Source organism: Halorarum salinum (assembly GCF_013402875.1).
In the GTDB taxonomy this organism is placed as follows: Archaea; Halobacteriota; Halobacteria; order Halobacteriales; family Haloferacaceae; genus Halorarum; species Halorarum salinum.
Map to the genome: position 1 here is coordinate 2,853,857 of NZ_CP058579.1, position 23,246 is coordinate 2,877,102.

Below are 23,246 nucleotides of genomic sequence, written 5' to 3' on the forward strand. Positions count from 1 at the left end.
TCTGGCGACGCCGGCCACGGTCAAAACGGGCGGGGTGGTGGCTTGGGCGACGGCGGGACTGACTTCACGAATGGACGCACCAGACGACGAACTGAGAGACATCGCGACGGTCCACGACCTCGCCGACGTCCAGGATCCCGGCCGCATCGAGCGCGTCGAGCAGGACGGCGGCACGGTCCGGTACCGAAACATCCTCATGCTCGCACCGGGCGTGTGGGGAGACGCCGGCAGCGGCCGGCACATCTACTACTCGCCCGAGGGCATCGAGAACTCGGCTGACAACTGGGAGGCGTCGACGGTCAACCTGTTCCACGAGCGGGACAACGAAGTGACCGACGTCGGCGACGTTGACACGGACACCGTCTTCGTCGATGAGGAGGGCGGCCTGTACGGCGATATCGTCCTCCACATGGACAACGCGGCGAGTCAGTTCGCCGACGACGCCCTCCAGAACGCCCTCGAAACCGACGGTCGCGAGGGGCTGCAAGGCCCGAGCGTCGAGCTTCGTGGAGACGAGTACCGCTTCAACGAGGAGTACGGAACGCACGAACTCGTCGAGGGGACGTTCAACGGCCTCGGTCTCGTGGGGCTGGGCGTCTCGCCCGGCCCCGGATCGAAGGACGCTGCGTTCGCCGAGCAGACCCAGGAGCGAGCCGTCGCGCTGGCCGGGACGGACGACCCGGCGTTGCTGACACTCCAAGACCATGACCAGACAGCCATGACCAGAGACGAACAGATCGCGCTCCTGGCCGAGCACGGCATCGACCTCGACGACGACGTCGACGACGATGACGTGCAGGCCCTGATGGACGCGCTCGAACTACAGGACGAAGACGGCGAGGAGGAGGACAACGAGTCCGAATCCGAGGACGGAGAAGACGGCGACGGTGGCGAGGACGGTACCGAGGAGGAGGATGACGACGAAGACGTCGACATCAACCTCGAGGAGGTCGCCGGCCGCGTCGACGACGTCGCGGAACAGGTGCAGACCAACGCGGAGCGCATCGAAGCGCTCGCAGAGGCGACCGAGGCGCTCCAGCAGGACGACGTCGACCTCGCCGAGATGTCCGAGTCGCTGTCCACGCTGGCCGAGTCGATCGACGACATGGCCGACGCGGAGGCAGTTGCAGACCTCGAGTCCCGGCTCTCGGACATCGAAGACGAACCGGAGGAGTCGACCAGTCTCGCCGACGTCGGCGGGGCGGAAGTGACGGACAGCGACGAGAAGTACCTCGTCGAGATGGGGCCGAACGCGACCCAGAAACCCGCGTTCACAAGGTGACAACCAATGAGTGACGTGTTCGTTGGTGGGCTCGAAAACCTCGATGGCGACCTCGTCGCCAACGGGTCCATCAGCGCTCGAGACCAGGTGGAACTGACCGGAGACAACCAGGTGGAAGCCGTCGCCTCCGACGGCGTGGCCGGCTACGGCGTCGCGATGTACGACGCCGTGAGCGGCGACGCGGTGGCGGTGGCGACGACCGGCGCGAAGGTCGAGGTGAACTCGACCGGCGTGAGCGCCGGCGACTTCGTGACTGGCCACGGCTCGACGGGCGACGCCGGGCAGGTCACGACCGCCGACGGCACTGGCGATGAGATCCTCGGCGAAGCCCTCACCGGCACCGCCGACGGGACGTGTGAAGTGATGATCACGCTCGGCGGAGAGGTGAACTGACATGACGAGACTCGACGCACAACGGAAGCTGCGGCAGCACGGACAGACGGGGAACTGGCGGTTCAAGGGCCTTCTCCTGGCCAACCTTTCGGGAACCGGCGTCAGCCGGCAGGACGTCGCGAAGGCGTGGCCCACCAAGCCCTCGGAGTACCGCTTCCTCCAGGCCAACCCGGGCTACAGCCCGGAGCAGGAGGCGACCCGGACGGCCATCGTCGAGGAGGGGTCCGAAGAGCACCACATGCTCTCGGACTACGCCGACGACGAACTCGAGGAGGTCGACCACGAACTCCACGAGGCACACGTCGACCGGTCCATCCAGCACATGCTGTTTGCGACCTCGACGCCCGAGGAGGTGGACGTCCTCTTCCGCGACCAGCTCGCTGACGTCGTCGCCGAGGGCGCGCGCCAGCGGCAGATGGCCCGCAACGGCTCGTTCATCTTCAACGCCGACACCACGGAGGGGACGATCACGGTCGGAGAGGACGACGAGTACAACTACGAGAGTGGGTCTGGCGGCATCGCCGAGGGTGGTGCCATCCGGGACGACAGCGAAGACCCCTCGACGGTCAGCTGGGACTGCAAGAAGGTCGGCCGGGGGGCCAGGATCACCGACGAGATGACGCGCCACGCCCGGATCGACATCATCGAGCGGGAGGTGCAGCGTCTCGGCCGCGTCACCGAAAACGACATGAACCGCATCTGGCTGAACGAACTCGTCGACGGCGCCAACCAGAACCACGACACGGCGGGCTCCGATCAGGGCGTCCCCGCGCTGAACGGTGGCGTCACCGAGGTCGACAAGCAGGACTTCATGCCGGACACGTTCGTGTCCCACCCCGAGTTCCGGGGCGTGCTCTTCGACGACTCCAATCTCGTCGAGGTCAACCGCGCTGGCCAGGACGCCGAGCTACGCGAGCGCGAACTGGCTCGGGTCATGGGCATCGACCACCTGCCGATGACCGGGTCGGCCTACGACTCCAGTACGAACTCGTGGAGTTACGACACCGACGGCGACTACGGTGCGGTCGTCTACCAGCAGGAGCACATGTGGCTGGTCATCGAACAGGACATCGAGATCAAGGACTACGAGGACCCCATCCGGGACCTCCAGGGCGTCAACGCCCGGGCGTGGGTCGACGCGGACTACGCACAGACCGACGCTGCAGCAACCGTCGAATATTAAGCGGCCTACCGAGGCCGGAGACCATCCATGAAATTCCCACGGTCGACGAAGGGGACCAGATCCCTCGACGAGCGGTGGCACCGGAAGGCCGAACAGGCGAAGCGAACCACAACCGGCCTCGACGAGTGGTCCGACCGAGAGATCGAACGCTGGGACCTGGACGACCCCGCCCGGAAGCCGACGGGCCGGAAGCACCCGGAGACGTGGCGCTACGACAAGCCACTCCGCCGGGTCAATCGGAGTTCGGGCGGCGATCGGCGGCGTGACGCCCGCGAGAACCAGGACATCGGCGACGCCGAGGAGGACCGCGCATGACTGACGTCCTCCCGACGACGGTCCACAACCTCGAACGCGACGACCGCTCGCCGTGCTGTGACGCACAACTCGTGCTGGTGAGCCCGCCGAACGGCTACGAGTGTCGCGAGTGCTACGAACGCTACGACCTCGATGACGGACCGGACCAGTGCCAGACCGTCATGGACAACGGCGAGGTGTGCGGGAGAGACCGCCCGTGTCAGTACCATGACTGAGGTGACACTCTCGTGTGGCTGCCGGACCATGCGAACCGACGCCGAGAACTTCGGCACGCTCGTCTGCCCCAGGCACGGCGAGCAGGGGTTCACAACTCATGGTTGAGGTCGACGACATCCAGGCCGTCTACGGCGAGCAGGAGCCGGCGCTCAGCACTGACAAGAAGCAGGAACTCGCCGATATGGCCGGCCGCATCCGGACGACCGTATTCGGCGGGCGGGTGACGCGTCAGTCCGAGCTCGAGGGCAACCCCGACGACTTCGAGGCGTACCTCGGCGCGCACCTCTGGGAGATCGCGGAGGGCGGCGAAGCCCAGTCGCAGTCCCAGACGGGCGGGAGCGTCAACTTCCAGCACCTTCAGACGAACGTCGAGAGCACGCTCAGCGAGACGCGGTACGGCCGCGTCTGCCTGATGATGCTCCGGTCGAACGCCTCCATCGGCATCGTCCGAGCCGACTACTGACACCCTCATGCTCTCGACCAGCATCCGAACGAGGCGGACGTCGAACCTCGGCCAGAAGGTGTCGCGTGGCGTTCGCCGCGGGATGCGTGAGGCGGCCGACGTCGGCTACGCCGTCTCACAGGACGAGGCCCCGAAAGACCGCGGTGCTGGTGGCGGGCTCATGGGCTCGGGCGTCGAGCCCACCTGGGTCGGCGACACGCTCGTGTGGGGCTACACGGCCGAGCACGCCCGCCCGGTCGAGGACGGGACCGCGCCGCACTATCCCCCGATCGAGCCGCTGAAGGGCTGGGCCAGGCGCGTCCTCGGCGACGAGGGAGCGGCGTACGCGGTCCAGGAAACGATCGCCCAGGAGGGTACCGAGGCCCAGCCGTACGTCGAGCCGGGCTTCGAGGCGAATGCCGCGGAACTCAGACAGCGCGGGCTCACAGAGCACATCGACGGCGAACTATGAACGACGACCAGGCCGACCAGGTTGTGCAGTGCCTCGTCGGCATCGGCGCCGAACTCACGGCCATCCGGCAGGAACTCCAGCGCCTCAACGACGAGGTGCCCGAACCTGGGCCGGACGTCGAGACGTTCGAGTGCCGGTTCTGCGACCACGTCCCACACGGCGAGGGCATGGCCGAGCGGCACGCCGTCGACGGCCACAACGCGCCCCATAGCGCGTGGGAGGAAACGTACGAATGAGCGCCACCTCTGCGTCCGACGACCCCGTGCAGACGGTTATCGACCTGCTCTCAGGGACCGCCGAGGCCGACTGGCCCGGTGGGATCAAACCCGACCCGATCGAACCCCAGTGGGAGTCGGACTTCCGGACCAAGTCGAACCGGAGCGCCCCGGCGGCGTACGTGTACAGCCCCGAAGACGGGTCTCGAGAGCAGTTCGGCGCCGAGTACGAGACGGTCGACCAGACCGAGACCGTCCGGGTCGTCGTGTGGGCGCCCGACGAGACCGCCACGAACGCCGTGTCGAGCGACGCCATCGCCATCCTCGAGGACTACGCGAACGACACTCGCGAGAACACGGAGTGGGTGACGATTCGCCCCTCGCCTGTCGACGACCGTCGAGCGGAGATGCTGGCCCGGCGGGCGGACCAGGCCGTCGTCGCGGTCGACGTCGAACTCCGCCGCGACGATAGCACCGGCACGTAACCGACCGATTCCAGATACAGAGACACAACACATGGCAGCACAAGCCTACTTCGGCGACAGCATGACCCTCACGGTCACAGCCCCCGACGGGTCGACTGACGTCCCCGTCGCCGGGCTCCAGGGCGTGTCGTTCATGCTATCCGCCGAACACATCGAACTGTTCACCGCCGACTCCATCGAGTGGGAGGCGGTCAAGAAACGAGAACTGAGAATCCCCACCGAGGTGGAGTACGCGAAGTTCGACGAGTCGTTCGCCCAGTGGTGGATGGGCGTCGACAGCGCCGGGACGTCCGTCGAGGACACCTCGGACGTTGCGTTCTTCCAGATCGACGGGACGATCACCAGTTCGGACGGCAGCTCCACCATCGAGGCTACCGTCGACGACGTCTACTTCGAAGAGCTACCGCTCTTCGAGGCTGAGGAGGGCGAGTGGATCGCCCAGAGCCTCTCGGGGACCGGCAAGACCGTGAGCAACTTCGCCCCGCAGGCGTGACCATGGCCCAGGAACTGCCGGACGAACTCACGAACCTGAGCGAAGAGGAGAAGGAGGCACGCAAGCAGCGCCTCCTCGACGAGTCACGCCAGACGCGCCAGGACCTCGAAGCCGAGCAGCAGGACCTACTCGACTCGCTCGGCGAGGAACACGGCGGCGACCTCATCGAGACGACCGTCACGCTCCCTGGAGACAACGTCGCGACCATCGAGGTGCTGATCAACGGCGAGTTGATCAATCGGATGTCGCGGGTCGAGTCGATGCTATCCGCGCTCGACGACCCCCAGCCGGGCGATCTTGAGAAGATCGAGCGGGCGATGGACGACGCCGCGGGCGTCCTTGCCGACATGACTGTGGAGGCGAAGTACAGCAAGGAGGTGTTCTACGAGGTCTACCGGCTGCACGGTCCCGAAGCCCTGGGGACCCACGTCGAGGCGGCGTTCGACGCCATCGAGGCGGAAATGGAGCGGAGGTCCGGAACGGCCAACGGGTTTCGCGAGGAGTAAGCGCGGCCTCGTGCTCGCGCTGGCGTGTGACCTCACGGGGAGCTGGCCTGCGGAGGCCATGGAACGAAGTCAGACCGAGTTGATGCTCACCGCCCGGCTGGCGTCCCGACTTCGGAACGAGGAATCGAAGCGGTTCAGGAACTGAGTGAGGGGTCTGCTGCTGTCCGATCCTTCTTTTTGTACACACTGTACAGGAACCCCCCACTCACGGCAGCGACACCCCCGAAGAAGATGACGCCGAATGCGGCCGTCGACAGCGCCGCCCCAGAGAACGGGAGGAGGACGCTAATCAGCGCGATGGTCGCGGAGATCGCGAACACCGGATAGCAGACGAGCGTGATGATGCCACCGGAGAGTTTCCCACGATTGCCGGGCTCGAACCCGCATTCGGGGCAGCGAGCCGCCTCGGCATCGATCGCCGACCGGCACTTCTCGCACGTGGCGGTTGTATCGCCCATACCTAACGTCGGAAACAAAACACAATAAGCGTTCCCGCACTAATGTCAACGAGCGAAGCATACGAACTGGCGGTACAGATGCGGCCCGAGGGCATCGGCGAAACCCAGAGTGGCCTCGAAGGCGTCGGAGGGCAGTTCGACGAGACGGCCGGGAGCGTCGGCGACTCCGCATCGGAAATGGAGGGCTTCTCGCAGGCGTGGGCCGGCGCTATGTCGGCCATCGTCGCTGGGCTGGCCGTCGCCGCGGCGGGCCTGCTCACGCAGGTCCCCGTCATCGGCGAGCTGATGGCCAGTCTCGTCAGCGTCATCCAGGCGGTGGCGTTCCAGATGGACGGGGTCCTCCGGCCCGTCATCACTCCACTCGCGGACTTCTTCTACCAGCTCTCGGCAGCCATCTTCGAAGCCGAGGGTATCATGGGGACGATCATCGGCGTGGTCGCCTCCGTCGCGGCCATCCTGACGACGGTCGTCGGCGTCATCGCTGCTGTAGGCGCACAGCTGGGCGTGTTCGCCTCGACGGGGGCGGGCGTCATCTCCATCCTCGGATCGATCGCGAGCGCAATCGGGACCGTCGTCGGCATCATCGCGGCTGCCATCGCCTCGATCGGCGCGCTCGCAGCCGCGGTGGTCGTCGCGGTCGCGGCGATCGTCGCCTTCGCGGCCGCCTACCTGACCAACTTCCGCGGTGTCCGTGACAAGACCGACGCGTTCGTCGCCGACATGGCAGCCGCCATCTCCGGATTCGTCAGCGACGCCGTGTCGGCTCTCGCGGGCCTCGCCGGGGACGCGCTCGACTGGATGCAGGGCATGGCCTCGAACATCGGGGACGTGTTCACCGACCTGCTCGACAGCGCCCGCGAGTGGGGTGCGTCGCTCATCACGCGCCTCGTCGAGGGCATCCGATCCATGATGCCGAACCTACAGGGGATGCTGAACCAGAACGTCGTGGCGGGCGTCTCCGTCGGCGACGTCGTCGGGGGCATCGGGAGTGGGGCCAGCGCGGCCGGACAGGCAGCGGGGAGCGCCGCCAGCCAGGCCAGACAGTTCGGCGCCCAGCGCAACGTCACCATCACGAACCAGATGGACGGCCGGCGCGTCGACCGCGCCACTGGCCGGTACGGGAAGGACCGCGGCGTCCGACGGGGGCTCTAACGCATGGAGGCGACGCTGGAGCGCGGCGACACGAGCATCGCGCTCCCGCTCGTCGAGGAAGGCGGCGGGAGCCCGCTCGTCGCAGTCGACATCGGGAAGCCCGAACTCGACGTCCACTCGTCGGGCGTCCTGGACCCACGGACGATGGACCAGTGGAGCGGCCTCGAGCAGTACACGCTGTTCGTCAAGTTCTACGACAGCAATGCCTACGATGACGCGATCGTGCTCGCCGACCTGCTCAAGTCCTACTCGGGGGGCGATCCGCTGCTGCTCAACATCCCGATGAGCGAGTTCGACAGCGACATCGAGGTCGCTCCCGCGGCCGGCCAGGACGAAGCCACCAGCATGACCTACCCGCCCGGCATCCGCGACTACGTCGAGATCGACCTCAGTCTCACTCGGGTCAGCAACACGTTCGGCGAGGGGACACAGGACGCGTCCACACCCACCGCGACCGGGTCGGGGCCGATCGAACTGGCAGACGGGAGCACGACCGTCGAACTCTCCACGGGCGTCGAGGTCAGCCGGTCCGTCGGCCGGCCGAACAGTTCCACACGTCGCTCTACCAAGCAGTTGCCGACCTACCGCGACAAGCGCAAGGCGGCTCACGACGCGTTCGAACTCAGTTTCGAGTTCGTCGACGGCGCCGTGTCGGACGTCACCGCCATCGCGGACCTGTTCCGAACGAAGTTGGGACGCGACTCGCTGACGCTGGATTTCAACGGCCTCTACGGCCTGGGCTCGTTCGCCGTCGTCCCCGACGGGTCGAACGCACTTCGCCACACCCGCTCCAGTGGCGAGCAGGGCGTCACGCTTGTTCCGTCGGTGAACCTCCGCCGCGTCCATGAGGAATCTGCATGACCGTCTGGCTGGTCCAGCTCGGCAACGGTGAGTACGAGCCGAACCTCTTCGACGTCGAGATCTCCGACACGGCGAATCCCTTCGGCAACTACGCTGTCGCCTACATCGACGACCAGTCGGGAGACCGCTACGACGCCTACCCGTACGGGACGCGCGTTGACATCTACTACGCCGAGGAGGAGGACGTCGACGCGCTCCTCGAGGTCGAGTCGGGCGAGACCTACACAATCGAGGCGGGCGAGACAGAGGAGTACCAGATGGCGCTCGTCGACGGCACGCTCGAGGTCGATGGCACGCTCGAACTCACTGACGAGGGATTCGAGCGGCGGTTTACGGGATACGTCGTCGAACGCCGTGAGGGTGACCGGAACGGCGCCGACGAGCTGGAGGTCACGGTCCACAGCTTCGACCAGTTCCTCCGGCGGAACCGCGTCTCAAACGACCAGTCTGGGAACACCATCGAGGAGGCGCTCGAAGACATCATCACGACTGACACGCCAGTTGCGTACGCCGCTGCAAACGTCGACGTCGTCGATAACCAGACGCTCACCCAGAGCTATCGGGGAGAGAAAGTCGAGGACGTCCTCCGCAGCCTAGCGTTCAAGTCCGGCGACGAGGGGTTCGGCGTTGACTCGGCCGTCGAGTTCTTCTTCCGGCCCAGAGAGGCCGAGGCTGCACCGCGCGGCATCTCGAACTCGCAGTGGACCGACTACGACATCCCAGAGGTTGGCAACGAGGCCATCAACGAGGTGACGGTCTTCTTCGATGGTGGTGATGAGTCGGTGACGGTCGACGCAGGAGATGCCAAACTCGACCTCCAGGAGAGTCTCCGGCTGGCCGGGCCAGGCACCCAAAGCGAGGAAATAACCCGCGAAGAACTCACCGACATCGCCGACGCGCAGGCGGTCGGTGAGCAGTACCTCCGATACCGAAACACCACGTTGACGGGGGAGGTCACGACCTTCGGATTGAACGATGCCGAGCCGGGAGACGTCATCAACATCCAGATCGACGAGCGCGGCATCGACGACGACTTCCGAATCGCGGCGAACGAGATGCGCTGGGGCGAGGACAGCAACACCCTCACGATCGTCGAGAAGCGAGGGGACCAGGACGACCTGCTCGTCCGGCTGAGCGATACGCTCGACCGCGTCGAGTCGCGGGAGGCAAACCGAGACGGCGTCAACAACCGGGTGACGAGCACGACCGCCGGAGCGATTATCGACGTCACGGGAGAGATCGACGCCAGCGGCGGCATTGACTCGGCGTCCGACCGGTGGGTGAACGCTGGCTTCCGACTCGTTCGCGATGCGTGGAGCAGTCGGGGTAGCCCCATCGACATCGCTGAGATAGCCGTCGGTGACGACGCAAGCGGGCTCTCTCGGACGAACGATGCACTGGCGAACGAGACGGCACGGAACGCCGTCACGGAGACTTTGTCGGGTGACACAGGCGTTGAGTATGCAGCTGACTTCGACGTGGCTGACGTCCGTGAGGCCGGCCTCTTCGACTCGGCTGGCGTGATGGTCTGTCGGGCGGTGTTCGATAGTGCTGGCGAGGGGTTAAGCGGGACGAACGAGGTGGCAGTCGCGCTCGATGTGTCCAACGATGAGAGCGTCTCCAGAGGCGTGTTGACCGATGCCGGTCAGGAGGCAGTCCGGGACATCATCGCGGATAACTCCCCCAGCCTCCCAACACAGTACGCCTACGGGTCCGATAACACCGCGCCACTGACGAGTGATACAGCCCTCGGGAATGAGGTGGTCACACGCGATCTCGATAAACTGCTGATACAGAGTGCGAGTGATGCGTCGAGTTGGGTGGCTGTCGTTGGTGAGGCCGACGAGACAACACCACTGACGAACACCGCGGGGGATCACGAGGCACTGCAATCCAACTTCGTCTTCGAGGCTGAAGACGCCGACACGCGGGACGCCGGCATCAATATCGAGTCGGATAGCAGCGCCTCCGGGGGAGAGGCGACCATCTGGATCAACACCGAGGGGCGGGGGTCGACGTGGGAGTTCGAATCCGACTACGTCATCCCAGCAGACGAGTTCTTCGTCGCAGTACGAACGTCGAGTACGGGCACAGCGACGCCGACGATAACGGCATATCTCGACCGGGGTGCGACCGGGACTAATCTCGAAGAACTCGCCCCCGTCGGCGTCGCAGGGGGGACCTTCACCTGGCAAACCCGCACACCAACCCTTGCGGATAATCTCGACTCCGGAACGCACGCGCTCCGAATCGAGGTGACGGAGGTCTCGGAAAACGACGAGGACAACTTCTACTTCGACGTCGTCTCAATCGGCGATAACCGCTATAGCTACACCTTCGACGACGACAACGGCGGGTCCAGTGGCTATCTCGACGGGCCGGAACTCTACCCCGAACTCCAAGAGACCGAGTTCGAGACGGCAAGCACGCGGCGAGACGTCACCGAGGCGTCCGTCGAATCCGACTGGAACGACACCAGCGGCGAGCAGTACATCGAACTCGCGAACGACCCTGACGGCGAGGGGTACCTCAAGACGGAGAATAGCGACACAGCGAGTGAGACGTTTGCCGGGGCGCAGACCGACGTCAACGTCCGCATCGGAATCGGGCGCTACGGCACGAGGTCCGACGCCACGCCCCAGGAAGGGTTCAACGGGCAGGCGGTCGACTGGTTCGACCTGTTCGCGAATCCGGACGCGATCACGCCGGAGAGCACGAACTCCGCGTCCGTCCGGTCGATCGTCGGCCCTGGCGAGATCGTCGGCGAGACCATCCGCGAGGCGGGTCAGTTGGCTGCTGATGACACGGCGCTCACGCGGTCGGTCATGGCCGAATTCACGGTTGGATCAGGACAACGGGTCGAGTCCAGCGAGACCGTCACCTGGCAGAACGACTGACCGGGTGGGCATGATGCACAGGCGCATGGCCCAAGCATTATTACTGGCTGCTGAGGGGTTGCTTGTATGCCACCCTCTCGCCGAGCTTTCGCCCAGGCACTCCCTGCTGTGGCTCTCCTCGGTGGGGGCAGTACCACGACAACGACACGAGACACAACCATGACAACATCAATCGACGGCGACAGCGTTCGCACCGACCCGACGCACATCGATGACACGGACAGCCCCTACACCACGCAGGACGAGAACCTGCTCTACGTCGACACCTCCAGCGGGAGCGTCACCGTCACGCTCGCGACGGCGGACGCCCGCAATGGCCACTCGGTACGAATCGTCGACGTGGGTGGCAACGCGGGAACGAACGCTATCACGGTCGAGACGGAGAGCAGCGAGGTCATCAACCCCGATGGAGAGGGCTCGAAGACGATCGACGCGGACTGGGGCCAGCTCGAGGTCCAGTCTGACGGTGACGACTGGTTCGCCCAGACAGGAGGTGGCGGGGGCGACGTCGCCAACCCGATGGAGGAGGACCTCGACGCCGGCGGAAACGATATTACGAACGCCGGCGCGATGGACGCAGACGAGGCAAATAGCAAAGAATCGCCGCGGGTCAACGTCAAGTGGTTTGGGGCAGTTGGAGACGGGTCGACCGACGACACCTCAGCGATTGATTCGGCAGTGGCTCACGCGAAGAGCATTGGTGCAACAGTCTACTTTCCCACTGGAGACTACCCGTTCACGAACCAGATTGTCGTTGACTGGATTGGTGGTGGGGTTGTGGGCGATGCATTTGATTCATCCACACTCACATATGACGGAGATGCCGATCGTGGCATAGTCCCGGCAAGCACCAACCTGACGTTTAGGAATTTCACGCTTTCCGTGGGGTCAGGAGCCCATTTGCATGGTATCGCTAACGATTCAGCGACGTATAGCGATAGTGGCCTGAGTCAAACGGTATTCGATAGTGTGCGAGTCACTGGATTCAATAATTCAGGTGGCGCGTGTTACCGATTCGAAGAAACGGATCAGGTTGACCTGTTCGGCTGCGATGCCTATTCGGGACATGACGGATTCTGGTTCGACAGTAACGGCGGGGATAACTGCCTGTTCGGGTGTTCGAGCCGACAGCACAACAACCACGCTGCGGACATTTCAACGAGTGGGTCAACGACCATTATTGGCGGGAATTATGCGAATAGCGACTCCGGTATTGTCCTCGGGACGGGACAGCGTGACTTTGCCACGTTCATTTATGGGACGTATCTCGAAGGGAACACAGTCGCCGATATCGAGGTCGCGAATGCCACCGCTGCGGAAATCGCGCCGGGATTCTCCGCGAGCGGCGTGGGCGTGCTGCTGCGCGACGCTGTGGACTTCAAGGTCAACCCGCGCGGGAGGTTCACCAACGCGACGGCTGCCCTGCAGGTTGGCGATGCGTCAAACTCGGCGATCAGAGGGAAAATCAATAGCGGGATTCGGCAAGACGGCGGCGGGACAGACGTTGATATCGTCGACGCAAACGCCGTCACGTGGGAGACGTGGGAATACACATGGGAGCTGGGGACGGACGTTCAGTATTTCAACCGATGGCTGTCTTCGACGCCATCCCCTGACGCGTCGAACGCGCTGTACGTCGACGACGGGACGAACACGGGAGACTCGAACCCCCACTGGCGGGTCACGACGGACGGAGGAACAAGCTGGAGCGATATGTGACTTGAGGGTGTGCAGAGTTGTCAACTCCATTCTGAGGGGAGCCGGTGCCAGTTTGCCGGTCATTCACTCTCTTTTGCTTTCGACCCGTTAATGTAATTCTCACCCCAACGGCCGGCAGTGGTGTTTCTAATGAATTCCAGACGTCTGCGAGAAATGGACTGAATCACAGTCAACACGACGAACGCCAACGACGGCGGGGCCGCTCTGTAACCGGTGCGAACATGTGTGTAAACAATTAAACAGAGTGGGGAAAGTTCGTCAGTATGGACCAGTACCTCCCATCGCCTTGGACGGATCTGCCGGCATCGACTCGCCACTGGATTCTCATTGGGTTGCTATTCGTTACTCCAGGTGCATTCCTCATCAACAGCGGCTCAATTGCAAACTGGGGGAGTGCTGCCGCAAGCATCATTCAGGGCGAATCAGTCTATAGCATCGTCGACGTGACCAGTGATGGCCGCCCTGTTTCTGCGTATCCGTATCTCCCCTCGTTCGCTATCCTCCTCACAGTTCCGTTCGCCCTTTCGTGGGTGGCATTTCATTCGCCCATTGGCCTTCCGCTCTCCCCGTCGACGTCGTTACTGAGTGTCGCGGTCACCTCAATCGGTGCGTATCTCCTCCTGCTGGCCTCCGCAGGGTGGTACTGGCAGGATCGCGATGCTACTCCGGCCAGTGGGGGGATGCTCCGGGCCGATTTCGCTGTCATCGCACTCGTGGCCTACGTCCCGCTCTGGATACGGGTTGGGTTCCGCGGAGCTGATGTCTTGGTCGCAGCACTCTGTTTGCTGTCGGTCGTGCTTTTTGACCGCCGCCGGTTCGCCCTGGCAGGGATAGCGATCGGGGTTTCGACGTTCAAATTCACTGCACTCCCTGCGGCACTCGTCCTTACCGGCGTCGTGTTTCTCGAACATGGAACGGATAAAGAGACGCGGCGATTCATCGGCGGCGGTGTAATCAGTCAATTGCCGAATCTTGGCTACTTCGCCCTTCACCCCGGCGACCTGATGTTGCTCATCGAGAACCGAGGGGCGGTGAGTCGGCACGCTGGCGAGGGTGGAAGTGGGTTCGCGGGCCTATTCCAACCGATCGGTCCTTACTACGAAAGCCTCGTGTTTCCACTCCTGCTCATCGTGTTCGTCGGTTTGGGGATCTATGTTGCAACCTCGAACGAACTGTTGGCGGGGATGGCGGTCGGGTTCATTCCGATGGTCTTTTTCATTCCGGCAGAGGTTCGCTACCTCCCGTTCGGCGTGTTCCTGCTTGTCCTCCTCGCAGGAAAGTGGGGTTCAGTGCTGGGGGCGGTTTCCACCGGGCTGATTCTCACGACAGGTGCGTACACCACGCTCAGCAGTAAACTCGGCAGCGGTGATCGGTGGGGGATGCTGTGGGAAATTGGCGGGATCTCGAAGGTTCATCTGCTGGTGTTGGCTGTGTGTTTCGTTGGACTCCTACTATCCCATCGTTTGCCAAGGTCCCCGATCTTCGACCTTTCCCCCGAGTAAAATTTCTACCTTTCTGTTTCAATCATCGAAACAGATAACCGTTCAGAAGCGACAGCATTTCGAAAAATGGCCCTGCGTGAAAAGATGAAGAGAGCGGTAGAACAGCCGGATTTGGTATTCCAGCCACTAAACAGGCTGTACTACAACGTCACCAATGAAACCGAATTCAATGACCGCGGTATCGATGTTCTCCAAGAGGATTGGGACAATCTAATTATTTTAGACGCGTGCCGGTACGACTTCTTCGAAGAACACTGCACACTCGACGGCAACCTTGAAAAGCGAATTTCCAAAGCAGCAGCCACTGAAGAGTTCCTCCGAGCGACGTTTGGGAACCGCACGATCCGCGATCTCGTGTATGTCTCGTCAAATCCGCAGTATGAACGGTTGAAAACTGAGATCGATGCGGAAGTATTCAAATACATTGCGACCGAGAAGGACGCACTTGACGGGCTTTCGGTTTACCCAGAGACCGTTACGGACGACGCGTTGGACGCCGCCGAGGACCATCCTGACAAACGCCTCATGGTCCACTATATGCAGCCCCACCAGCCCTACCTCGCAGGTGGCGGTGAGGAAATCGACTATGGAATGGGGTTGGTGGCGACAATGAAGAAGAATGATCTTACGCAGGCGGAGGTTCGAGAGGCGTACCGGGCGAATCTCGACTATGTTCTGGAGGAAGTGACTCGCCTCATCGACAGCCTTGAAGGGAAGACAGTCATCACCGCAGACCATGGAGAAATATTAGGAGAACGGCAACGGCCGTTCCCCGCGCGAACATTCTCGCACCCCACTGGAATCTATATCAAGGAGACGGTTGAGGTTCCCTGGTTCATCGTGGACCGTGGCGAGCGCAAAGACATCGTTCCAGAGGCTCCGGTCAGAGACGAGGTGGAGGAGAGCGTCGAAGAAGTGGACAGCCACCTCCGCGACTTGGGGTATCTCGATTGATCGGACCGAGACTGAGGAACTGATCGAGACCGATTCTCTTCTACCAGTGCGAAATTGAGTGATGGAGTTCATCGGCCGACGAGGTGACTCACGCCCCGTCGGCCGGGGCGCGGGACATCCCACGCCCACGCGCGATTCAACGCAGACTCGCAGAAGTCTGCGTGTTGATTTGGACACCACTTTTCCCATGCTCGCCCCCGCCCTCGCTTCTGTCCGGGGCTGGGTTACGGTGGGGAGGGTAGACAGCGGCGGCTACCGCCGACTCTCGACGAGTCGTTCCGTCTGCTCCTTCCGGTCGACCCCGCGGATCGTGAGCGTACGGTTGACCGCCTCGTCGGCGAGCGTCAACTGCGCGTACGCGGTATCGACGTACCGCGGTGCGTGGGCCTCGGGGTCGGAGACACGAATCCGGTTCAGGGCCGAGGCGACGAGTTCGCGGGCGTCCTCGATCTCTTCGGCCGCCGCGACGAGCTCCTCGGTATCGACGTCCGGGTGGACTGGGGCACAGTTGTCCATGGAATCGCACTCCCGTCACCGCCGGGAAAAGGTGCGCCTCACCCGCGCGGTGAAAGTGGGCGAATCGGTGGAAGTAAACCAGCGACAGCTATCGCGACTGGAAGAGCGCCACCGCATCCGTGACGACGTCGGCCGTCCCGCTGGGGAGTCGGAGCGCCTCCAGCTCCTGGTCGAACTGTTCGACCGGCTCGTGGAGGAGTAACACTGCGGGCCGCTCGGCGGGCTCGCCCGTCAGGTCGGCCGTTCCCTCGTGGCCGGCGGTACGCCACTCGATCCGGGCGCCCGTGTCGTCGGGGAACACCTCGACTTCGATGCGTGCTTCGTGGCTGTCGCCGTCAGTGCGGATCCACGAGACCGGGCCAAGTGAGGTAGGAGTCATTCTTGAGTGTGGTACCGGTTTGAAGGGCCCGACGTACGGGGGCGGTTCAGTCGTTGGGCGCTATTCGGGCTGTTGTCATCCTCTTCTGAGTGCCCTAAGAGATGTACATTCACCCACGAATCAGTGGGCCGAATGTACCGCTCAACCACCCAGAAATAGGAGGCTATCAGCAGGACGCCGGGAATAGTAATGCCATACAAATACGCCACACCGTTCACAGCATATCCCGTGGCTGCTACCCCACCAACAAGGCTCACGATGAATAATTTCCCGCCCTCTAAGAGGGCCTCACGTAACGTGTAGGTCATACAGCGGACCACAAGCTCCCTCGAATTAGTCTATTCGACACTGCACGGGGTTCGGTGGAAGTGTAGGAAATGGTGGAAGTAGTCGTTGGAAATGATTCGTGCAGGCCTGCACAACTGCCGACAGCGATTATAAGGGAGGACAACCTCGTCGCTACTGTCATGAAAGAACTGACACAACACGTGCTGTTGCACCTGTTCGAAGATTTGCGAATAGATCCAGATGCCACCTTCAGTATGCCTCTTTGGAATGAGGCCTTAGGAGTCGCCGACTGGCTATTCCACTTCGCTGGATTGGTGTAGCGGCGCTACGCGTCCACGCACGCCTCGATGAACTCGTCCAGGCTGTCCCACTCGTCGGGGTCGTAGGCACGGAGCGCCTCCAGACCCTCCTCGGTGACGCGGTCGTCTTCGTCGGTGAAGGCATGGGTGCGGCGGAGCTTCCGCTGGACCGTCGCGGGGTCGAGCGGCAGCTTCTCGTTCAGTTCGACGTCGGCCCAGTGGTGCTCGCCCTCGAGGAGGTCGAACTCCTTCTCGGGTTTGTCGTTGGAGACGTCGTGTCTATTCGTCACGACTCCCATATCCTCCCGCACTCACCTCGGCAGATGAACGCCATGCCGTGGTACTCTCTGTGCTCAGGGTGGGTTTCTTCCATCTCGCCGCCGCAGTTAGGACACGTAGCTTCGGTCATGTTTCTTGGTTTTCCTGTTGGGTGATTAATCTCCCCCTCCAATTCGTCGCCTTTCATGGTCTTACTAATGTCCGGATGATGTTTCGGCACCCCTCACAGAGGATGAGCCGGTGGCGTTGCGATTTGATGAGCAATAGGTTCGGGGGCCCACCGCACCAGTCGCAGAACTCCTCGACTTTGTCCGGGTCGTGGATCTCCACCTCGTGCATCGAGATTCCGACTTGAGCGTCGTGATGTTCGCAGACGCCTCCCAATCCACCGTCGTGTCTATCCATCGAATCCCTCCGCGTCCGGGTCCGAGATGAGGTCCTCCGGAGCAATCTCGATTCTCATGGGGCCGTGGAACCATTCGCCCACGATGATTCGGTCAGTCCCACCGTCTCCCGAAGTTACTCGCCAGGCGTCAAGGTCGGGGCGTTCGATTTTTTCAGTGGTGGTCATAGGTCGTACCGTTGATTGTAGTCGTCCAGGCAGACATCACAGAGCAGCTGGTCCGTCCCTGTGGGTCCCCGAAGCAACGACGGTGCCGCTCCGCACTCGTCGCACCCGCGACGGGTCGGTTCGTGTCTATTCGTCACGGTCACACCTTACAGACGTACACTTTCTGTGTATCGCCGTTGGGGCTCATGTGCCACTTTGACGTCCGCCAGCTGTACCAGAGGTCGAAACATGCAGCACCGTCCCAGCCGCCCTTGACCTTGTACCAGTCCTCGTAGTCCGGACCCATCTCCGGCATCTCTTCGGCCTGCTTCGCCCAGGAGTCAAACTCGCCCCCGTAGTTGGTGACGATCTTGTCGCCAGATTCGAGCGAGAGGCTGCTCCCCACGAACTGTTTCGACCTGGCCGAATGGGTTGTTGCGCTCATACTACAGTATAATGTAGCCATCCACTTATAGATTACGGTATATTGTAGCCTACAGTATTCGGTAGGTTTACGGAGTTCCGTAGCCTACCGGAAACTGTAACATGGACGCGACGGCAGACGCTGTTATGTCTGAAGACGGCCCGCGTGGCCTGATGACAGATCGTGAAATGGAGATTCTACTCGGTGAGGCGGACGTCTCTGAGAAGTACTACGGCGTCGTCGTGACGCGCGTTAGGAAGCGGATCAACAGGCTCGGCGAGAGCGAGTTGGAGGCGCTCGAAGCCCATGACACCCTCGCGGACGAGCTACGCGACGCGGTCTGCGAGTAAATTCCTGCTCGCAATTAGCTCCCGTCACAGATACCACCCCCACGATTGAAAGGCGGTGTACGCCACGTCAAGCCAAAACAACATCGCGGATAGCAGTACGAATATCGGTGCCCACTCTCGGAGCTGTTGAATCAGTTTCATTGGTGGAATCCGTGTGGATCATAGAGCAACACCGAACAATCGCTGTTCGTACAGTGGTGTTCCGCTGTATTTTCGAGCGCCAGCAGATTCGGCTCCCCACTGCATGCTGGGCAAGGGACGGCCTCTACGCCGGTGTCAGACATAGCTCTCAGCCTCCGAAATGGGAACTAGGCCATCCGTGAGATTGTGCCTGGTTTCCTCACCGCAGCGCCGGCACTCGTGATCCGCACTGCCGATGGGGAACATCACGGAGAGCCGGACGCTAAGGCTGCACTCCTTACAGGAGTACGTCCCAACGTGACGACTTCCTCCTTCGTAATCCGCACGCTCAGACATCGTACCCCTCTTCGTCGCTGTTCTCCTTCGCTCGGACAAGGGCGGCGTGCCAATCGGGGTGTTCGCTCCCCGAAGCCGTCCCGCGGTCCTTGCCGTTCGAGGCTTCGAGCCCGCGGCGTAGGTGTCCGACGAGCGCCCCCGCGACGGCGGGGTGTGCCTCTCCGAGCGCGTTCTGTAGGTCGCGGAGCGTCTTCTCGCCGCTGTCATGGTTCGCGGAGCCGCAGAGGGCGAGGAGTTCCGCGACCGTCATGGACTCGCTCGCCTCGGTGGGGCGACGATTTCCTGTGTCAGAGTCTGCATCGTTCACGCTGACCACCCCCGAGGTGCGGCGCAGTCGTGGTCCGGGATCTCGTCGATGCCTCGAACACGGTGCCGCAGCCGCTACAGAACGGATACCCTGGCGGGCACTCGGGGTCCCCTCCGAACTCGCGCTGAACACCAGATTCTAATTGGTCGCCGCTCATTGGACCGGGACACCTCCGCCGAACAACAGCGCGTTCAGGAGGAGCAAGGCAACCCCCATCCAGAGGAGCTGATTAACGACGGCCAGCACATCGTTCATCAGCTGAAGACCTCCCGCGTTGTCTACGTCGCTCACAGTACCACCTCGCCCTCAGCGGCGTCCGACCACGTGGGATAGCACTGCGGGTCAACGTAGCCGAACGGAGCGCCCCCGGCCACTTCCGTCGTGACCGCGTGCTTCAGCGTCTTCGCGATGACGCTCGCCGTCTCTTCATCGAGGGCGTCCGTGTCGAGAATCACCCGGAGGTCGAGGTCGCTGAACGTCTCCGTCGCCTCGCCCTCGGCGAAACTGCCGTAGACGTAGACTTCGTCGACGGTTAGATCCGGGTCGAGCGGCTGGAAGTTCCGGCGGATGCAGTCCTCGATGGCGTCGCGGACAGCCTCCCGGTGCTCCTGATCGACGTCGTCGATGTGAAGCCGCGGCTTGCTCTCCCGAATCTGGTTGACTTCATTCCGGTGGATTGCGGCGGTAGATTCCTCACTCATACAGTACCGTCCTCCTCACCGGTGGCGCAGTCCGGACAGCGAGTGATCTGGGCCGGCCCGTCGCCGATGCGTTCCCAGACCCACACGCCCTTCGCATCCTGGTATTTCTCCGACTTCCCGCACTCCCAGCACCGGAGTTTCGGATTTCCTCGACAGACAGCCATCGTTACTCCACCGACCCCCTGTCGGGGTCGTACGAGTCCATCAGGATGTTCTCTCCGCACCCTCCGCACTCGTAGATGTTGTTCTTGATGTCCTCGGGGTCCGCATCCTCCGAGAACGACGTCAGGTCACCACAGTTCGGACACTCGAATCCCAGTGTCATCGTTAGTTTACCTCCACGTCGACGATCTCGTCCTTCTCCGTCGGTCGCTCACCGAGGAACTCGCCCCAGTAGTTCCAGAAGTAGTCTTCGGCGTGCTCGGCCTCGACGAGGTCGCCCGGCACCTGGAACTCCCTCTCGATGGTGACGGCGACGGTGTGCGGATCTTCGCTCTCGTGTCTGTCGCTCATGCTTCCTCCGCGGGCGCGTACTTCTCGACGAGCTGCTGGCCGTGCTGTCTGGAGACGTGCCGCCGGGCTTTCTCCAGGCTACTGAACGGCGACGTCGAACAGTGCTGGCAGTACCACTCGGTGCGGCGACCGATGACGCGGTCGTGGAGTTCCTGATACTCGTCCGTAGACCACGCCTCCGGCGGCTTCTCCGGGGCGTCGTACTGGAAGCCCTCGTTGTTCTCCTTCCAGACGTCCTGCGGACTTTCCGACGCATGTCCTGCACGCTCAGACATCGTCGTCCTCCATCTTCCACTCCTCCGGCAGTTCCTCGACGAGGCCGTGCTTCTCCACCAGGGCGCTGAACCCGGTGTTGAGCATGTCCACGCGGTCGTACGACTTCGTGACCTTCGTGTGACGCACGTACTCGTCTTCCAGGTCGTCCTCGGGGTAGTGGTACCACTCGCCGCCGACCATCGCGACGAGCTTCGGGTACTTCCCGTCCCGTAGTTCAGCGACGAGGTAGACCTTCTCGCCGTCGATCTCCCCGTACGCCTCTTTGTCTTCCCAGCGGTCGCGGTTCCTCGCCTCCAGAATCATGTCGTGGTTCTCGTTCATGCCGGCACCTCACGGTCGAGGAAGCCGTCCTCGTCCTCGACGTCGATCACTTCGATGCTGTCCTCGTGTCCGAGTATCCAGTTCTTGATCGACCGTTGCTCGTGCTCGTCGTGCATGTCTGACCCCTCGGGGAACTTTCGGACGCGCGTCGAGACGATCTCGAACATCGGCGTCCCGCCTGCACAGTCGCCGATGTAACGAGCTGCCGTGCGGGCGTCGCCGTCGTAATCGTAGTTGCTCGTGTCCTTCGGCGCCCGGAGCGCTTTGGACCGGTCGTCCTTGATCTGCTGCAATACAGCGGTGGCGTTTCGGTCGTGTGTGTCGTTATCCTGATTCGTTTGGCTCATTGTTCCTCGGGTCACTCTGGAACTCGTACAGCCCGTAGCCGAGCGAGCGCACGTGCTCGTGGCGTCGCAGGTCGGCCAGTCGCTCGCGGATGTACTGCTTGGAGTAGCCAAGCTCGTCAGCGAGCAGCGGGGCGTTGTATCGGTTCTCCTTCAGTGCGTCCAGGATTCGCCCATCAACCTCGCGGAGGTCTTCGGCTTTCATGGACGCGAGTTCTGTGCTCATCCGCATATGTGTGGTGATTGGCACCCACCATTAACCTATGGCCGTCACCCACGATGCTAACACCGCATGACTTTAGTCTACAATCCGTAGGTTTATGATACTGGAGTATAGACTATAGAGTAGGAAGCACCGGATGGCCGCTTCAGAAAGTGGCCGCGTGCTGGAGACACGCGACCGGTGCTTGCCATCCGAGCAAGCATGTCAACGCAAGCCCGCGCGGGAGTTAAGTCCCGCGACACGACGGACGAAGAGCACGAAACCGACCGCGGAACCGCGACGGCACCGCACCCGTTCGGTGAGGAGATCGCCGAACTCGCACCATTCGCCAGTCGCGGGAGGGACGCATGAGCGCGACGTTCCCCACGGAGGTCTCGATCGAGGCGTTCGCGGCCTCGACGCCGTCGGTCCCCGCAGCGGAGCTCGACTGCTCGGACTGCGGCGTGACGTTCCTGGGCGACCCCGACGGCCCCGTGACGTGCCCGCAGTGCCGGAGAGCGGCATGACCGTCCGCACGACCTATCGCGTCGACCTGCCCGGCCGGCGCCCGATCGAGACCGAGAGCGCACGCGCGGCGCAGGCGTTCAGTGAGGACGGCGCGACCGTCACCGCGGTGTCGCGCGGGGTGGAGGCATGAGCCGGTGGGACCGCCAGTCCGAGGAGGAGTTCCGCCTCGACGTCGCCTACGCCTTCGGCGAGGGCATGAGCCCGCTGGACGTCCTCGGCCGGGACTGGGGTGGTTCGCGTGAGTAAGTACGAGTACGTCTACGAGTCGTTCCGAAAGTCGGACGGGCGGATCGAGATCCCCGAGGAGGCGGTCGGAATCACGACCGACTACTTCGGCGACCTCGCGACCGTTCACTACCTCATGCCCGTGGAGGGGCAGATCGACCGCGACGACCGCCCGCCGACTGAGGACGACTTCAACGTGGGGCCATGAGATCGTTCTCCGAACCCGAGACGGAGTTCGTCCTCGAGAAGGGCAACAACGGCAAGCCAACGGGCGTGGTGATTTGCGCGCACTGCGGCGCCGGCCACCTCACCGTCGAGGAGATCCCGCACGACAACGACTGCGACCAGCGTGGTGTTGTCTCCCACTGGTGGGAGCAGACGTTCGCGGCCGACTAACCCCCTGTTCACTTCCACTCGCCAGTATTTGTTTCACTATGGTCGACACTGTATCCCCATCAGGCGGTTACCCGTTCGCCGGGCGACCAGTTTCACTTTCGCCAAGCCCCTCCGGATGGCCACTAAGTCGGATGGCGACCACGTGTCAACCGGGTATGGACCCCAACCAGGTTCCCGCCGGCTCTCCGTGGTGGTCGCGGGCGGAGTTAGCCCGCGGGCTAACAGAGCACGACGGCGTCGAGCAGCTTGCCGAGGCGTGGGGCTGTTCGGAGAAGACGATCCGGAAGTGGGCCGACAGGCACGGCCTCGAACTGGAGGCGGTCTAA

Annotated in this window: 38 protein-coding genes; 23 read left to right on the plus strand and 15 right to left on the minus strand. The window is 62.9% G+C overall.

The window, feature by feature from the left end; translation table 11 throughout:
- The first annotated feature begins 70 nt into the window (after nt 1-70).
- From HUG12_RS14240 to HUG12_RS14290, 11 genes are all read left to right on the plus strand, one after another.
- Entirely contained in the window at nt 71-1,282 is a 1,212-nt protein-coding gene (locus tag HUG12_RS14240) for a hypothetical protein (RefSeq protein WP_179269408.1), read from the plus strand.
- 6 nt (nt 1,283-1,288) lie between these two features.
- The gene (locus HUG12_RS14245) at nt 1,289-1,675 is read left to right on the plus strand and encodes a hypothetical protein (protein WP_179269409.1); all 387 of its coding nucleotides are present in this window, start codon (nt 1,289-1,291) and stop codon (nt 1,673-1,675) included.
- A gap of 1 nt (nt 1,676) precedes the next feature.
- Entirely contained in the window at nt 1,677-2,858 is a 1,182-nt protein-coding gene (locus HUG12_RS14250; RefSeq protein ID WP_179269410.1) for a phage major capsid protein, read from the plus strand.
- 27 nt (nt 2,859-2,885) lie between these two features.
- A complete protein-coding gene (locus HUG12_RS14255; protein ID WP_179269411.1) occupies nt 2,886-3,173 on the plus strand; it encodes a hypothetical protein in 288 nt (95 codons plus the stop codon).
- Complete coding sequence (locus HUG12_RS14260; RefSeq protein ID WP_179269412.1) at nt 3,170-3,388, plus strand: hypothetical protein; 219 nt, start codon at nt 3,170-3,172, stop codon at nt 3,386-3,388. The genes HUG12_RS14255 and HUG12_RS14260 overlap by 4 nt, the downstream gene beginning before the upstream one ends.
- A 98-nt stretch (nt 3,389-3,486) precedes the next feature.
- Nucleotides 3,487-3,852: a hypothetical protein gene (locus HUG12_RS14265; protein ID WP_179269413.1), complete on the plus strand. Its 366-nt coding sequence runs from the start codon at nt 3,487-3,489 to the stop codon at nt 3,850-3,852.
- A gap of 7 nt (nt 3,853-3,859) precedes the next feature.
- Nucleotides 3,860-4,303: a hypothetical protein gene (locus HUG12_RS14270; RefSeq protein WP_179269414.1), complete on the plus strand. Its 444-nt coding sequence runs from the start codon at nt 3,860-3,862 to the stop codon at nt 4,301-4,303.
- Entirely contained in the window at nt 4,300-4,539 is a 240-nt protein-coding gene (locus HUG12_RS14275) for a hypothetical protein (protein WP_179269415.1), read from the plus strand. The genes HUG12_RS14270 and HUG12_RS14275 overlap by 4 nt, the downstream gene beginning before the upstream one ends.
- Nucleotides 4,536-5,003 carry a hypothetical protein gene (locus tag HUG12_RS14280; RefSeq protein ID WP_179269416.1) on the plus strand — a complete coding sequence of 156 codons (468 nt, stop codon included), beginning with the start codon at nt 4,536-4,538 and terminating at the stop codon, nt 5,001-5,003. The genes HUG12_RS14275 and HUG12_RS14280 overlap by 4 nt, the downstream gene beginning before the upstream one ends.
- A gap of 31 nt (nt 5,004-5,034) precedes the next feature.
- Complete coding sequence (locus tag HUG12_RS14285) at nt 5,035-5,496, plus strand: hypothetical protein (protein ID WP_179269417.1); 462 nt, start codon at nt 5,035-5,037, stop codon at nt 5,494-5,496.
- 2 nt (nt 5,497-5,498) lie between these two features.
- Nucleotides 5,499-6,002, plus strand: coding sequence for a hypothetical protein (locus tag HUG12_RS14290; protein WP_179269418.1), 504 nt, complete (start codon nt 5,499-5,501; stop codon nt 6,000-6,002).
- 134 nt (nt 6,003-6,136) lie between these two features.
- Here HUG12_RS14290 and HUG12_RS14295 read toward each other — a convergent pair whose 3' ends face one another.
- A complete protein-coding gene (locus tag HUG12_RS14295; RefSeq protein ID WP_179269419.1) occupies nt 6,137-6,460 on the minus strand; it encodes a hypothetical protein in 324 nt (107 codons plus the stop codon).
- A gap of 42 nt (nt 6,461-6,502) precedes the next feature.
- Between HUG12_RS14295 and HUG12_RS14300 the strand changes: the two genes are divergently transcribed.
- The 6 genes from HUG12_RS14300 to HUG12_RS14325 all read left to right on the plus strand — a co-directional run bounded on the left by HUG12_RS14300 (nt 6,503) and on the right by HUG12_RS14325 (nt 15,545).
- Nucleotides 6,503-7,612 (plus strand): hypothetical protein, encoded by a 1,110-nt coding sequence (locus HUG12_RS14300; RefSeq protein WP_179269420.1) that lies wholly within the window; start codon nt 6,503-6,505, stop codon nt 7,610-7,612.
- Nucleotides 7,613-7,615: 3 nt separating this feature from the next.
- Nucleotides 7,616-8,473 carry a hypothetical protein gene (locus HUG12_RS14305; protein ID WP_179269421.1) on the plus strand — a complete coding sequence of 286 codons (858 nt, stop codon included), beginning with the start codon at nt 7,616-7,618 and terminating at the stop codon, nt 8,471-8,473.
- Nucleotides 8,470-11,370, plus strand: a complete 2,901-nt coding sequence (locus HUG12_RS14310) for a carbohydrate-binding protein (RefSeq protein WP_179269422.1) — start codon at nt 8,470-8,472, stop codon at nt 11,368-11,370. Before HUG12_RS14305 ends, HUG12_RS14310 begins: the two co-directional genes overlap by 4 nt.
- Nucleotides 11,371-11,529: 159 nt before the next feature.
- Nucleotides 11,530-13,089: a glycosyl hydrolase family 28-related protein gene (locus tag HUG12_RS14315; RefSeq protein ID WP_179269423.1), complete on the plus strand. Its 1,560-nt coding sequence runs from the start codon at nt 11,530-11,532 to the stop codon at nt 13,087-13,089.
- A gap of 263 nt (nt 13,090-13,352) precedes the next feature.
- Nucleotides 13,353-14,591, plus strand: coding sequence for a glycosyltransferase 87 family protein (locus tag HUG12_RS14320; protein ID WP_179269424.1), 1,239 nt, complete (start codon nt 13,353-13,355; stop codon nt 14,589-14,591).
- Nucleotides 14,592-14,657: 66 nt separating this feature from the next.
- Nucleotides 14,658-15,545: a sulfatase-like hydrolase/transferase gene (locus HUG12_RS14325; RefSeq protein WP_179269425.1), complete on the plus strand. Its 888-nt coding sequence runs from the start codon at nt 14,658-14,660 to the stop codon at nt 15,543-15,545.
- 252 nt (nt 15,546-15,797) lie between these two features.
- Here HUG12_RS14325 and HUG12_RS14330 read toward each other — a convergent pair whose 3' ends face one another.
- The 5 genes from HUG12_RS14330 to HUG12_RS14350 all read right to left on the minus strand — a co-directional run bounded on the left by HUG12_RS14330 (nt 15,798) and on the right by HUG12_RS14350 (nt 18,301).
- Entirely contained in the window at nt 15,798-16,061 is a 264-nt protein-coding gene (locus HUG12_RS14330; protein WP_179269426.1) for a hypothetical protein, read from the minus strand.
- 88 nt (nt 16,062-16,149) lie between these two features.
- Entirely contained in the window at nt 16,150-16,440 is a 291-nt protein-coding gene (locus tag HUG12_RS14335; protein ID WP_179269427.1) for a hypothetical protein, read from the minus strand.
- Between the two features lie 613 nt (nt 16,441-17,053).
- Nucleotides 17,054-17,326, minus strand: a complete 273-nt coding sequence (locus HUG12_RS14340) for a hypothetical protein (RefSeq protein WP_179269428.1) — start codon at nt 17,324-17,326, stop codon at nt 17,054-17,056.
- A complete protein-coding gene (locus HUG12_RS14345) occupies nt 17,314-17,493 on the minus strand; it encodes a hypothetical protein (RefSeq protein ID WP_179269429.1) in 180 nt (59 codons plus the stop codon). Before HUG12_RS14345 ends, HUG12_RS14340 begins: the two co-directional genes overlap by 13 nt.
- A gap of 523 nt (nt 17,494-18,016) precedes the next feature.
- The gene (locus HUG12_RS14350; protein WP_179269430.1) at nt 18,017-18,301 is read right to left on the minus strand and encodes a hypothetical protein; all 285 of its coding nucleotides are present in this window, start codon (nt 18,299-18,301) and stop codon (nt 18,017-18,019) included.
- A 152-nt stretch (nt 18,302-18,453) separates the two neighbouring features.
- On the opposite strand from HUG12_RS14350, the gene HUG12_RS14355 reads away from it, so the two are divergent.
- On the plus strand, nt 18,454-18,630 hold the full coding sequence (locus HUG12_RS14355) for a hypothetical protein (protein WP_218836324.1): 177 nt from the start codon (nt 18,454-18,456) through the stop codon (nt 18,628-18,630).
- Nucleotides 18,631-19,099: 469 nt separating this feature from the next.
- Here HUG12_RS14355 and HUG12_RS14360 read toward each other — a convergent pair whose 3' ends face one another.
- The 9 genes from HUG12_RS14360 to HUG12_RS14400 all read right to left on the minus strand — a co-directional run bounded on the left by HUG12_RS14360 (nt 19,100) and on the right by HUG12_RS14400 (nt 21,774).
- The gene (locus tag HUG12_RS14360; protein WP_179269431.1) at nt 19,100-19,357 is read right to left on the minus strand and encodes a hypothetical protein; all 258 of its coding nucleotides are present in this window, start codon (nt 19,355-19,357) and stop codon (nt 19,100-19,102) included.
- A 210-nt stretch (nt 19,358-19,567) separates the two neighbouring features.
- On the minus strand, nt 19,568-19,705 hold the full coding sequence (locus HUG12_RS14365) for a hypothetical protein (protein ID WP_179269432.1): 138 nt from the start codon (nt 19,703-19,705) through the stop codon (nt 19,568-19,570).
- Nucleotides 19,702-20,115 carry a nucleotidyltransferase domain-containing protein gene (locus HUG12_RS14370; protein WP_179269433.1) on the minus strand — a complete coding sequence of 138 codons (414 nt, stop codon included), beginning with the start codon at nt 20,113-20,115 and terminating at the stop codon, nt 19,702-19,704. The genes HUG12_RS14365 and HUG12_RS14370 overlap by 4 nt, the downstream gene beginning before the upstream one ends.
- Before the next feature lie 166 nt (nt 20,116-20,281).
- Nucleotides 20,282-20,440: a hypothetical protein gene (locus tag HUG12_RS14375; RefSeq protein ID WP_179269434.1), complete on the minus strand. Its 159-nt coding sequence runs from the start codon at nt 20,438-20,440 to the stop codon at nt 20,282-20,284.
- A gap of 2 nt (nt 20,441-20,442) precedes the next feature.
- Nucleotides 20,443-20,628, minus strand: a complete 186-nt coding sequence (locus HUG12_RS14380) for a hypothetical protein (RefSeq protein ID WP_179269435.1) — start codon at nt 20,626-20,628, stop codon at nt 20,443-20,445.
- A complete protein-coding gene (locus tag HUG12_RS14385) occupies nt 20,625-20,903 on the minus strand; it encodes a hypothetical protein (RefSeq protein WP_179269436.1) in 279 nt (92 codons plus the stop codon). Before HUG12_RS14385 ends, HUG12_RS14380 begins: the two co-directional genes overlap by 4 nt.
- Nucleotides 20,896-21,225: a hypothetical protein gene (locus tag HUG12_RS14390; protein ID WP_179269437.1), complete on the minus strand. Its 330-nt coding sequence runs from the start codon at nt 21,223-21,225 to the stop codon at nt 20,896-20,898. The genes HUG12_RS14385 and HUG12_RS14390 overlap by 8 nt, the downstream gene beginning before the upstream one ends.
- Nucleotides 21,222-21,572 carry a hypothetical protein gene (locus tag HUG12_RS14395; protein ID WP_179269438.1) on the minus strand — a complete coding sequence of 117 codons (351 nt, stop codon included), beginning with the start codon at nt 21,570-21,572 and terminating at the stop codon, nt 21,222-21,224. Before HUG12_RS14395 ends, HUG12_RS14390 begins: the two co-directional genes overlap by 4 nt.
- Nucleotides 21,550-21,774, minus strand: coding sequence for a helix-turn-helix domain-containing protein (locus HUG12_RS14400; protein WP_179270654.1), 225 nt, complete (start codon nt 21,772-21,774; stop codon nt 21,550-21,552). The genes HUG12_RS14395 and HUG12_RS14400 overlap by 23 nt, the downstream gene beginning before the upstream one ends.
- A gap of 365 nt (nt 21,775-22,139) precedes the next feature.
- Here HUG12_RS14400 and HUG12_RS14405 point away from each other — a divergent pair, with 365 nt between their 5' ends.
- The 5 genes from HUG12_RS14405 (at nt 22,140) to HUG12_RS14420 (ending at nt 23,246) form a co-directional block, all read left to right on the plus strand.
- Nucleotides 22,140-22,298, plus strand: a complete 159-nt coding sequence (locus tag HUG12_RS14405) for a hypothetical protein (RefSeq protein ID WP_179269439.1) — start codon at nt 22,140-22,142, stop codon at nt 22,296-22,298.
- A complete protein-coding gene (locus HUG12_RS21895; protein ID WP_281362301.1) occupies nt 22,295-22,429 on the plus strand; it encodes a hypothetical protein in 135 nt (44 codons plus the stop codon). The genes HUG12_RS14405 and HUG12_RS21895 overlap by 4 nt, the downstream gene beginning before the upstream one ends.
- 108 nt (nt 22,430-22,537) lie before the next feature.
- Nucleotides 22,538-22,732: a hypothetical protein gene (locus tag HUG12_RS14410; protein WP_179269440.1), complete on the plus strand. Its 195-nt coding sequence runs from the start codon at nt 22,538-22,540 to the stop codon at nt 22,730-22,732.
- Nucleotides 22,729-22,920: a hypothetical protein gene (locus tag HUG12_RS14415; protein ID WP_179269441.1), complete on the plus strand. Its 192-nt coding sequence runs from the start codon at nt 22,729-22,731 to the stop codon at nt 22,918-22,920. Before HUG12_RS14410 ends, HUG12_RS14415 begins: the two co-directional genes overlap by 4 nt.
- A gap of 155 nt (nt 22,921-23,075) precedes the next feature.
- Complete coding sequence (locus tag HUG12_RS14420; RefSeq protein WP_179269442.1) at nt 23,076-23,246, plus strand: hypothetical protein; 171 nt, start codon at nt 23,076-23,078, stop codon at nt 23,244-23,246.

Bases quoted from the DNA above. Each gene is read 5' to 3' on its own strand.
- HUG12_RS14240 (WP_179269408.1), top strand. From the start codon at position 71: ATGGACGCACCAGACGACGAACTGAGAGACATCGCGACGGTCCACGAC.
- HUG12_RS14245 (WP_179269409.1), top strand. From the start codon at position 1,289: ATGAGTGACGTGTTCGTTGGTGGGCTCGAAAACCTCGATGGCGACCTC.
- HUG12_RS14250 (WP_179269410.1), top strand. From the start codon at position 1,677: ATGACGAGACTCGACGCACAACGGAAGCTGCGGCAGCACGGACAGACG.
- HUG12_RS14255 (WP_179269411.1), top strand. From the start codon at position 2,886: ATGAAATTCCCACGGTCGACGAAGGGGACCAGATCCCTCGACGAGCGG.
- HUG12_RS14260 (WP_179269412.1), top strand. From the start codon at position 3,170: ATGACTGACGTCCTCCCGACGACGGTCCACAACCTCGAACGCGACGAC.
- HUG12_RS14265 (WP_179269413.1), top strand. From the start codon at position 3,487: ATGGTTGAGGTCGACGACATCCAGGCCGTCTACGGCGAGCAGGAGCCG.
- HUG12_RS14270 (WP_179269414.1), top strand. From the start codon at position 3,860: ATGCTCTCGACCAGCATCCGAACGAGGCGGACGTCGAACCTCGGCCAG.
- HUG12_RS14275 (WP_179269415.1), top strand. From the start codon at position 4,300: ATGAACGACGACCAGGCCGACCAGGTTGTGCAGTGCCTCGTCGGCATC.
- HUG12_RS14280 (WP_179269416.1), top strand. From the start codon at position 4,536: ATGAGCGCCACCTCTGCGTCCGACGACCCCGTGCAGACGGTTATCGAC.
- HUG12_RS14285 (WP_179269417.1), top strand. From the start codon at position 5,035: ATGGCAGCACAAGCCTACTTCGGCGACAGCATGACCCTCACGGTCACA.
- HUG12_RS14290 (WP_179269418.1), top strand. From the start codon at position 5,499: ATGGCCCAGGAACTGCCGGACGAACTCACGAACCTGAGCGAAGAGGAG.
- HUG12_RS14295 (WP_179269419.1), bottom strand. From the start codon at position 6,460: ATGGGCGATACAACCGCCACGTGCGAGAAGTGCCGGTCGGCGATCGAT.
- HUG12_RS14300 (WP_179269420.1), top strand. From the start codon at position 6,503: ATGTCAACGAGCGAAGCATACGAACTGGCGGTACAGATGCGGCCCGAG.
- HUG12_RS14305 (WP_179269421.1), top strand. From the start codon at position 7,616: ATGGAGGCGACGCTGGAGCGCGGCGACACGAGCATCGCGCTCCCGCTC.
- HUG12_RS14310 (WP_179269422.1), top strand. From the start codon at position 8,470: ATGACCGTCTGGCTGGTCCAGCTCGGCAACGGTGAGTACGAGCCGAAC.
- HUG12_RS14315 (WP_179269423.1), top strand. From the start codon at position 11,530: ATGACAACATCAATCGACGGCGACAGCGTTCGCACCGACCCGACGCAC.
- HUG12_RS14320 (WP_179269424.1), top strand. From the start codon at position 13,353: ATGGACCAGTACCTCCCATCGCCTTGGACGGATCTGCCGGCATCGACT.
- HUG12_RS14325 (WP_179269425.1), top strand. From the start codon at position 14,658: ATGGCCCTGCGTGAAAAGATGAAGAGAGCGGTAGAACAGCCGGATTTG.
- HUG12_RS14330 (WP_179269426.1), bottom strand. From the start codon at position 16,061: ATGGACAACTGTGCCCCAGTCCACCCGGACGTCGATACCGAGGAGCTC.
- HUG12_RS14335 (WP_179269427.1), bottom strand. From the start codon at position 16,440: ATGACTCCTACCTCACTTGGCCCGGTCTCGTGGATCCGCACTGACGGC.
- HUG12_RS14340 (WP_179269428.1), bottom strand. From the start codon at position 17,326: ATGGGAGTCGTGACGAATAGACACGACGTCTCCAACGACAAACCCGAG.
- HUG12_RS14345 (WP_179269429.1), bottom strand. From the start codon at position 17,493: ATGAAAGGCGACGAATTGGAGGGGGAGATTAATCACCCAACAGGAAAA.
- HUG12_RS14350 (WP_179269430.1), bottom strand. From the start codon at position 18,301: ATGAGCGCAACAACCCATTCGGCCAGGTCGAAACAGTTCGTGGGGAGC.
- HUG12_RS14355 (WP_218836324.1), top strand. From the start codon at position 18,454: ATGACAGATCGTGAAATGGAGATTCTACTCGGTGAGGCGGACGTCTCT.
- HUG12_RS14360 (WP_179269431.1), bottom strand. From the start codon at position 19,357: ATGACGGTCGCGGAACTCCTCGCCCTCTGCGGCTCCGCGAACCATGAC.
- HUG12_RS14370 (WP_179269433.1), bottom strand. From the start codon at position 20,115: ATGAGTGAGGAATCTACCGCCGCAATCCACCGGAATGAAGTCAACCAG.
- HUG12_RS14375 (WP_179269434.1), bottom strand. From the start codon at position 20,440: ATGACACTGGGATTCGAGTGTCCGAACTGTGGTGACCTGACGTCGTTC.
- HUG12_RS14380 (WP_179269435.1), bottom strand. From the start codon at position 20,628: ATGAGCGACAGACACGAGAGCGAAGATCCGCACACCGTCGCCGTCACC.
- HUG12_RS14385 (WP_179269436.1), bottom strand. From the start codon at position 20,903: ATGTCTGAGCGTGCAGGACATGCGTCGGAAAGTCCGCAGGACGTCTGG.
- HUG12_RS14390 (WP_179269437.1), bottom strand. From the start codon at position 21,225: ATGAACGAGAACCACGACATGATTCTGGAGGCGAGGAACCGCGACCGC.
- HUG12_RS14395 (WP_179269438.1), bottom strand. From the start codon at position 21,572: ATGAGCCAAACGAATCAGGATAACGACACACACGACCGAAACGCCACC.
- HUG12_RS14400 (WP_179270654.1), bottom strand. From the start codon at position 21,774: ATGAAAGCCGAAGACCTCCGCGAGGTTGATGGGCGAATCCTGGACGCA.
- HUG12_RS14405 (WP_179269439.1), top strand. From the start codon at position 22,140: ATGAGCGCGACGTTCCCCACGGAGGTCTCGATCGAGGCGTTCGCGGCC.
- HUG12_RS21895 (WP_281362301.1), top strand. From the start codon at position 22,295: ATGACCGTCCGCACGACCTATCGCGTCGACCTGCCCGGCCGGCGCCCG.
- HUG12_RS14415 (WP_179269441.1), top strand. From the start codon at position 22,729: ATGAGATCGTTCTCCGAACCCGAGACGGAGTTCGTCCTCGAGAAGGGC.
- HUG12_RS14420 (WP_179269442.1), top strand. From the start codon at position 23,076: ATGGACCCCAACCAGGTTCCCGCCGGCTCTCCGTGGTGGTCGCGGGCG.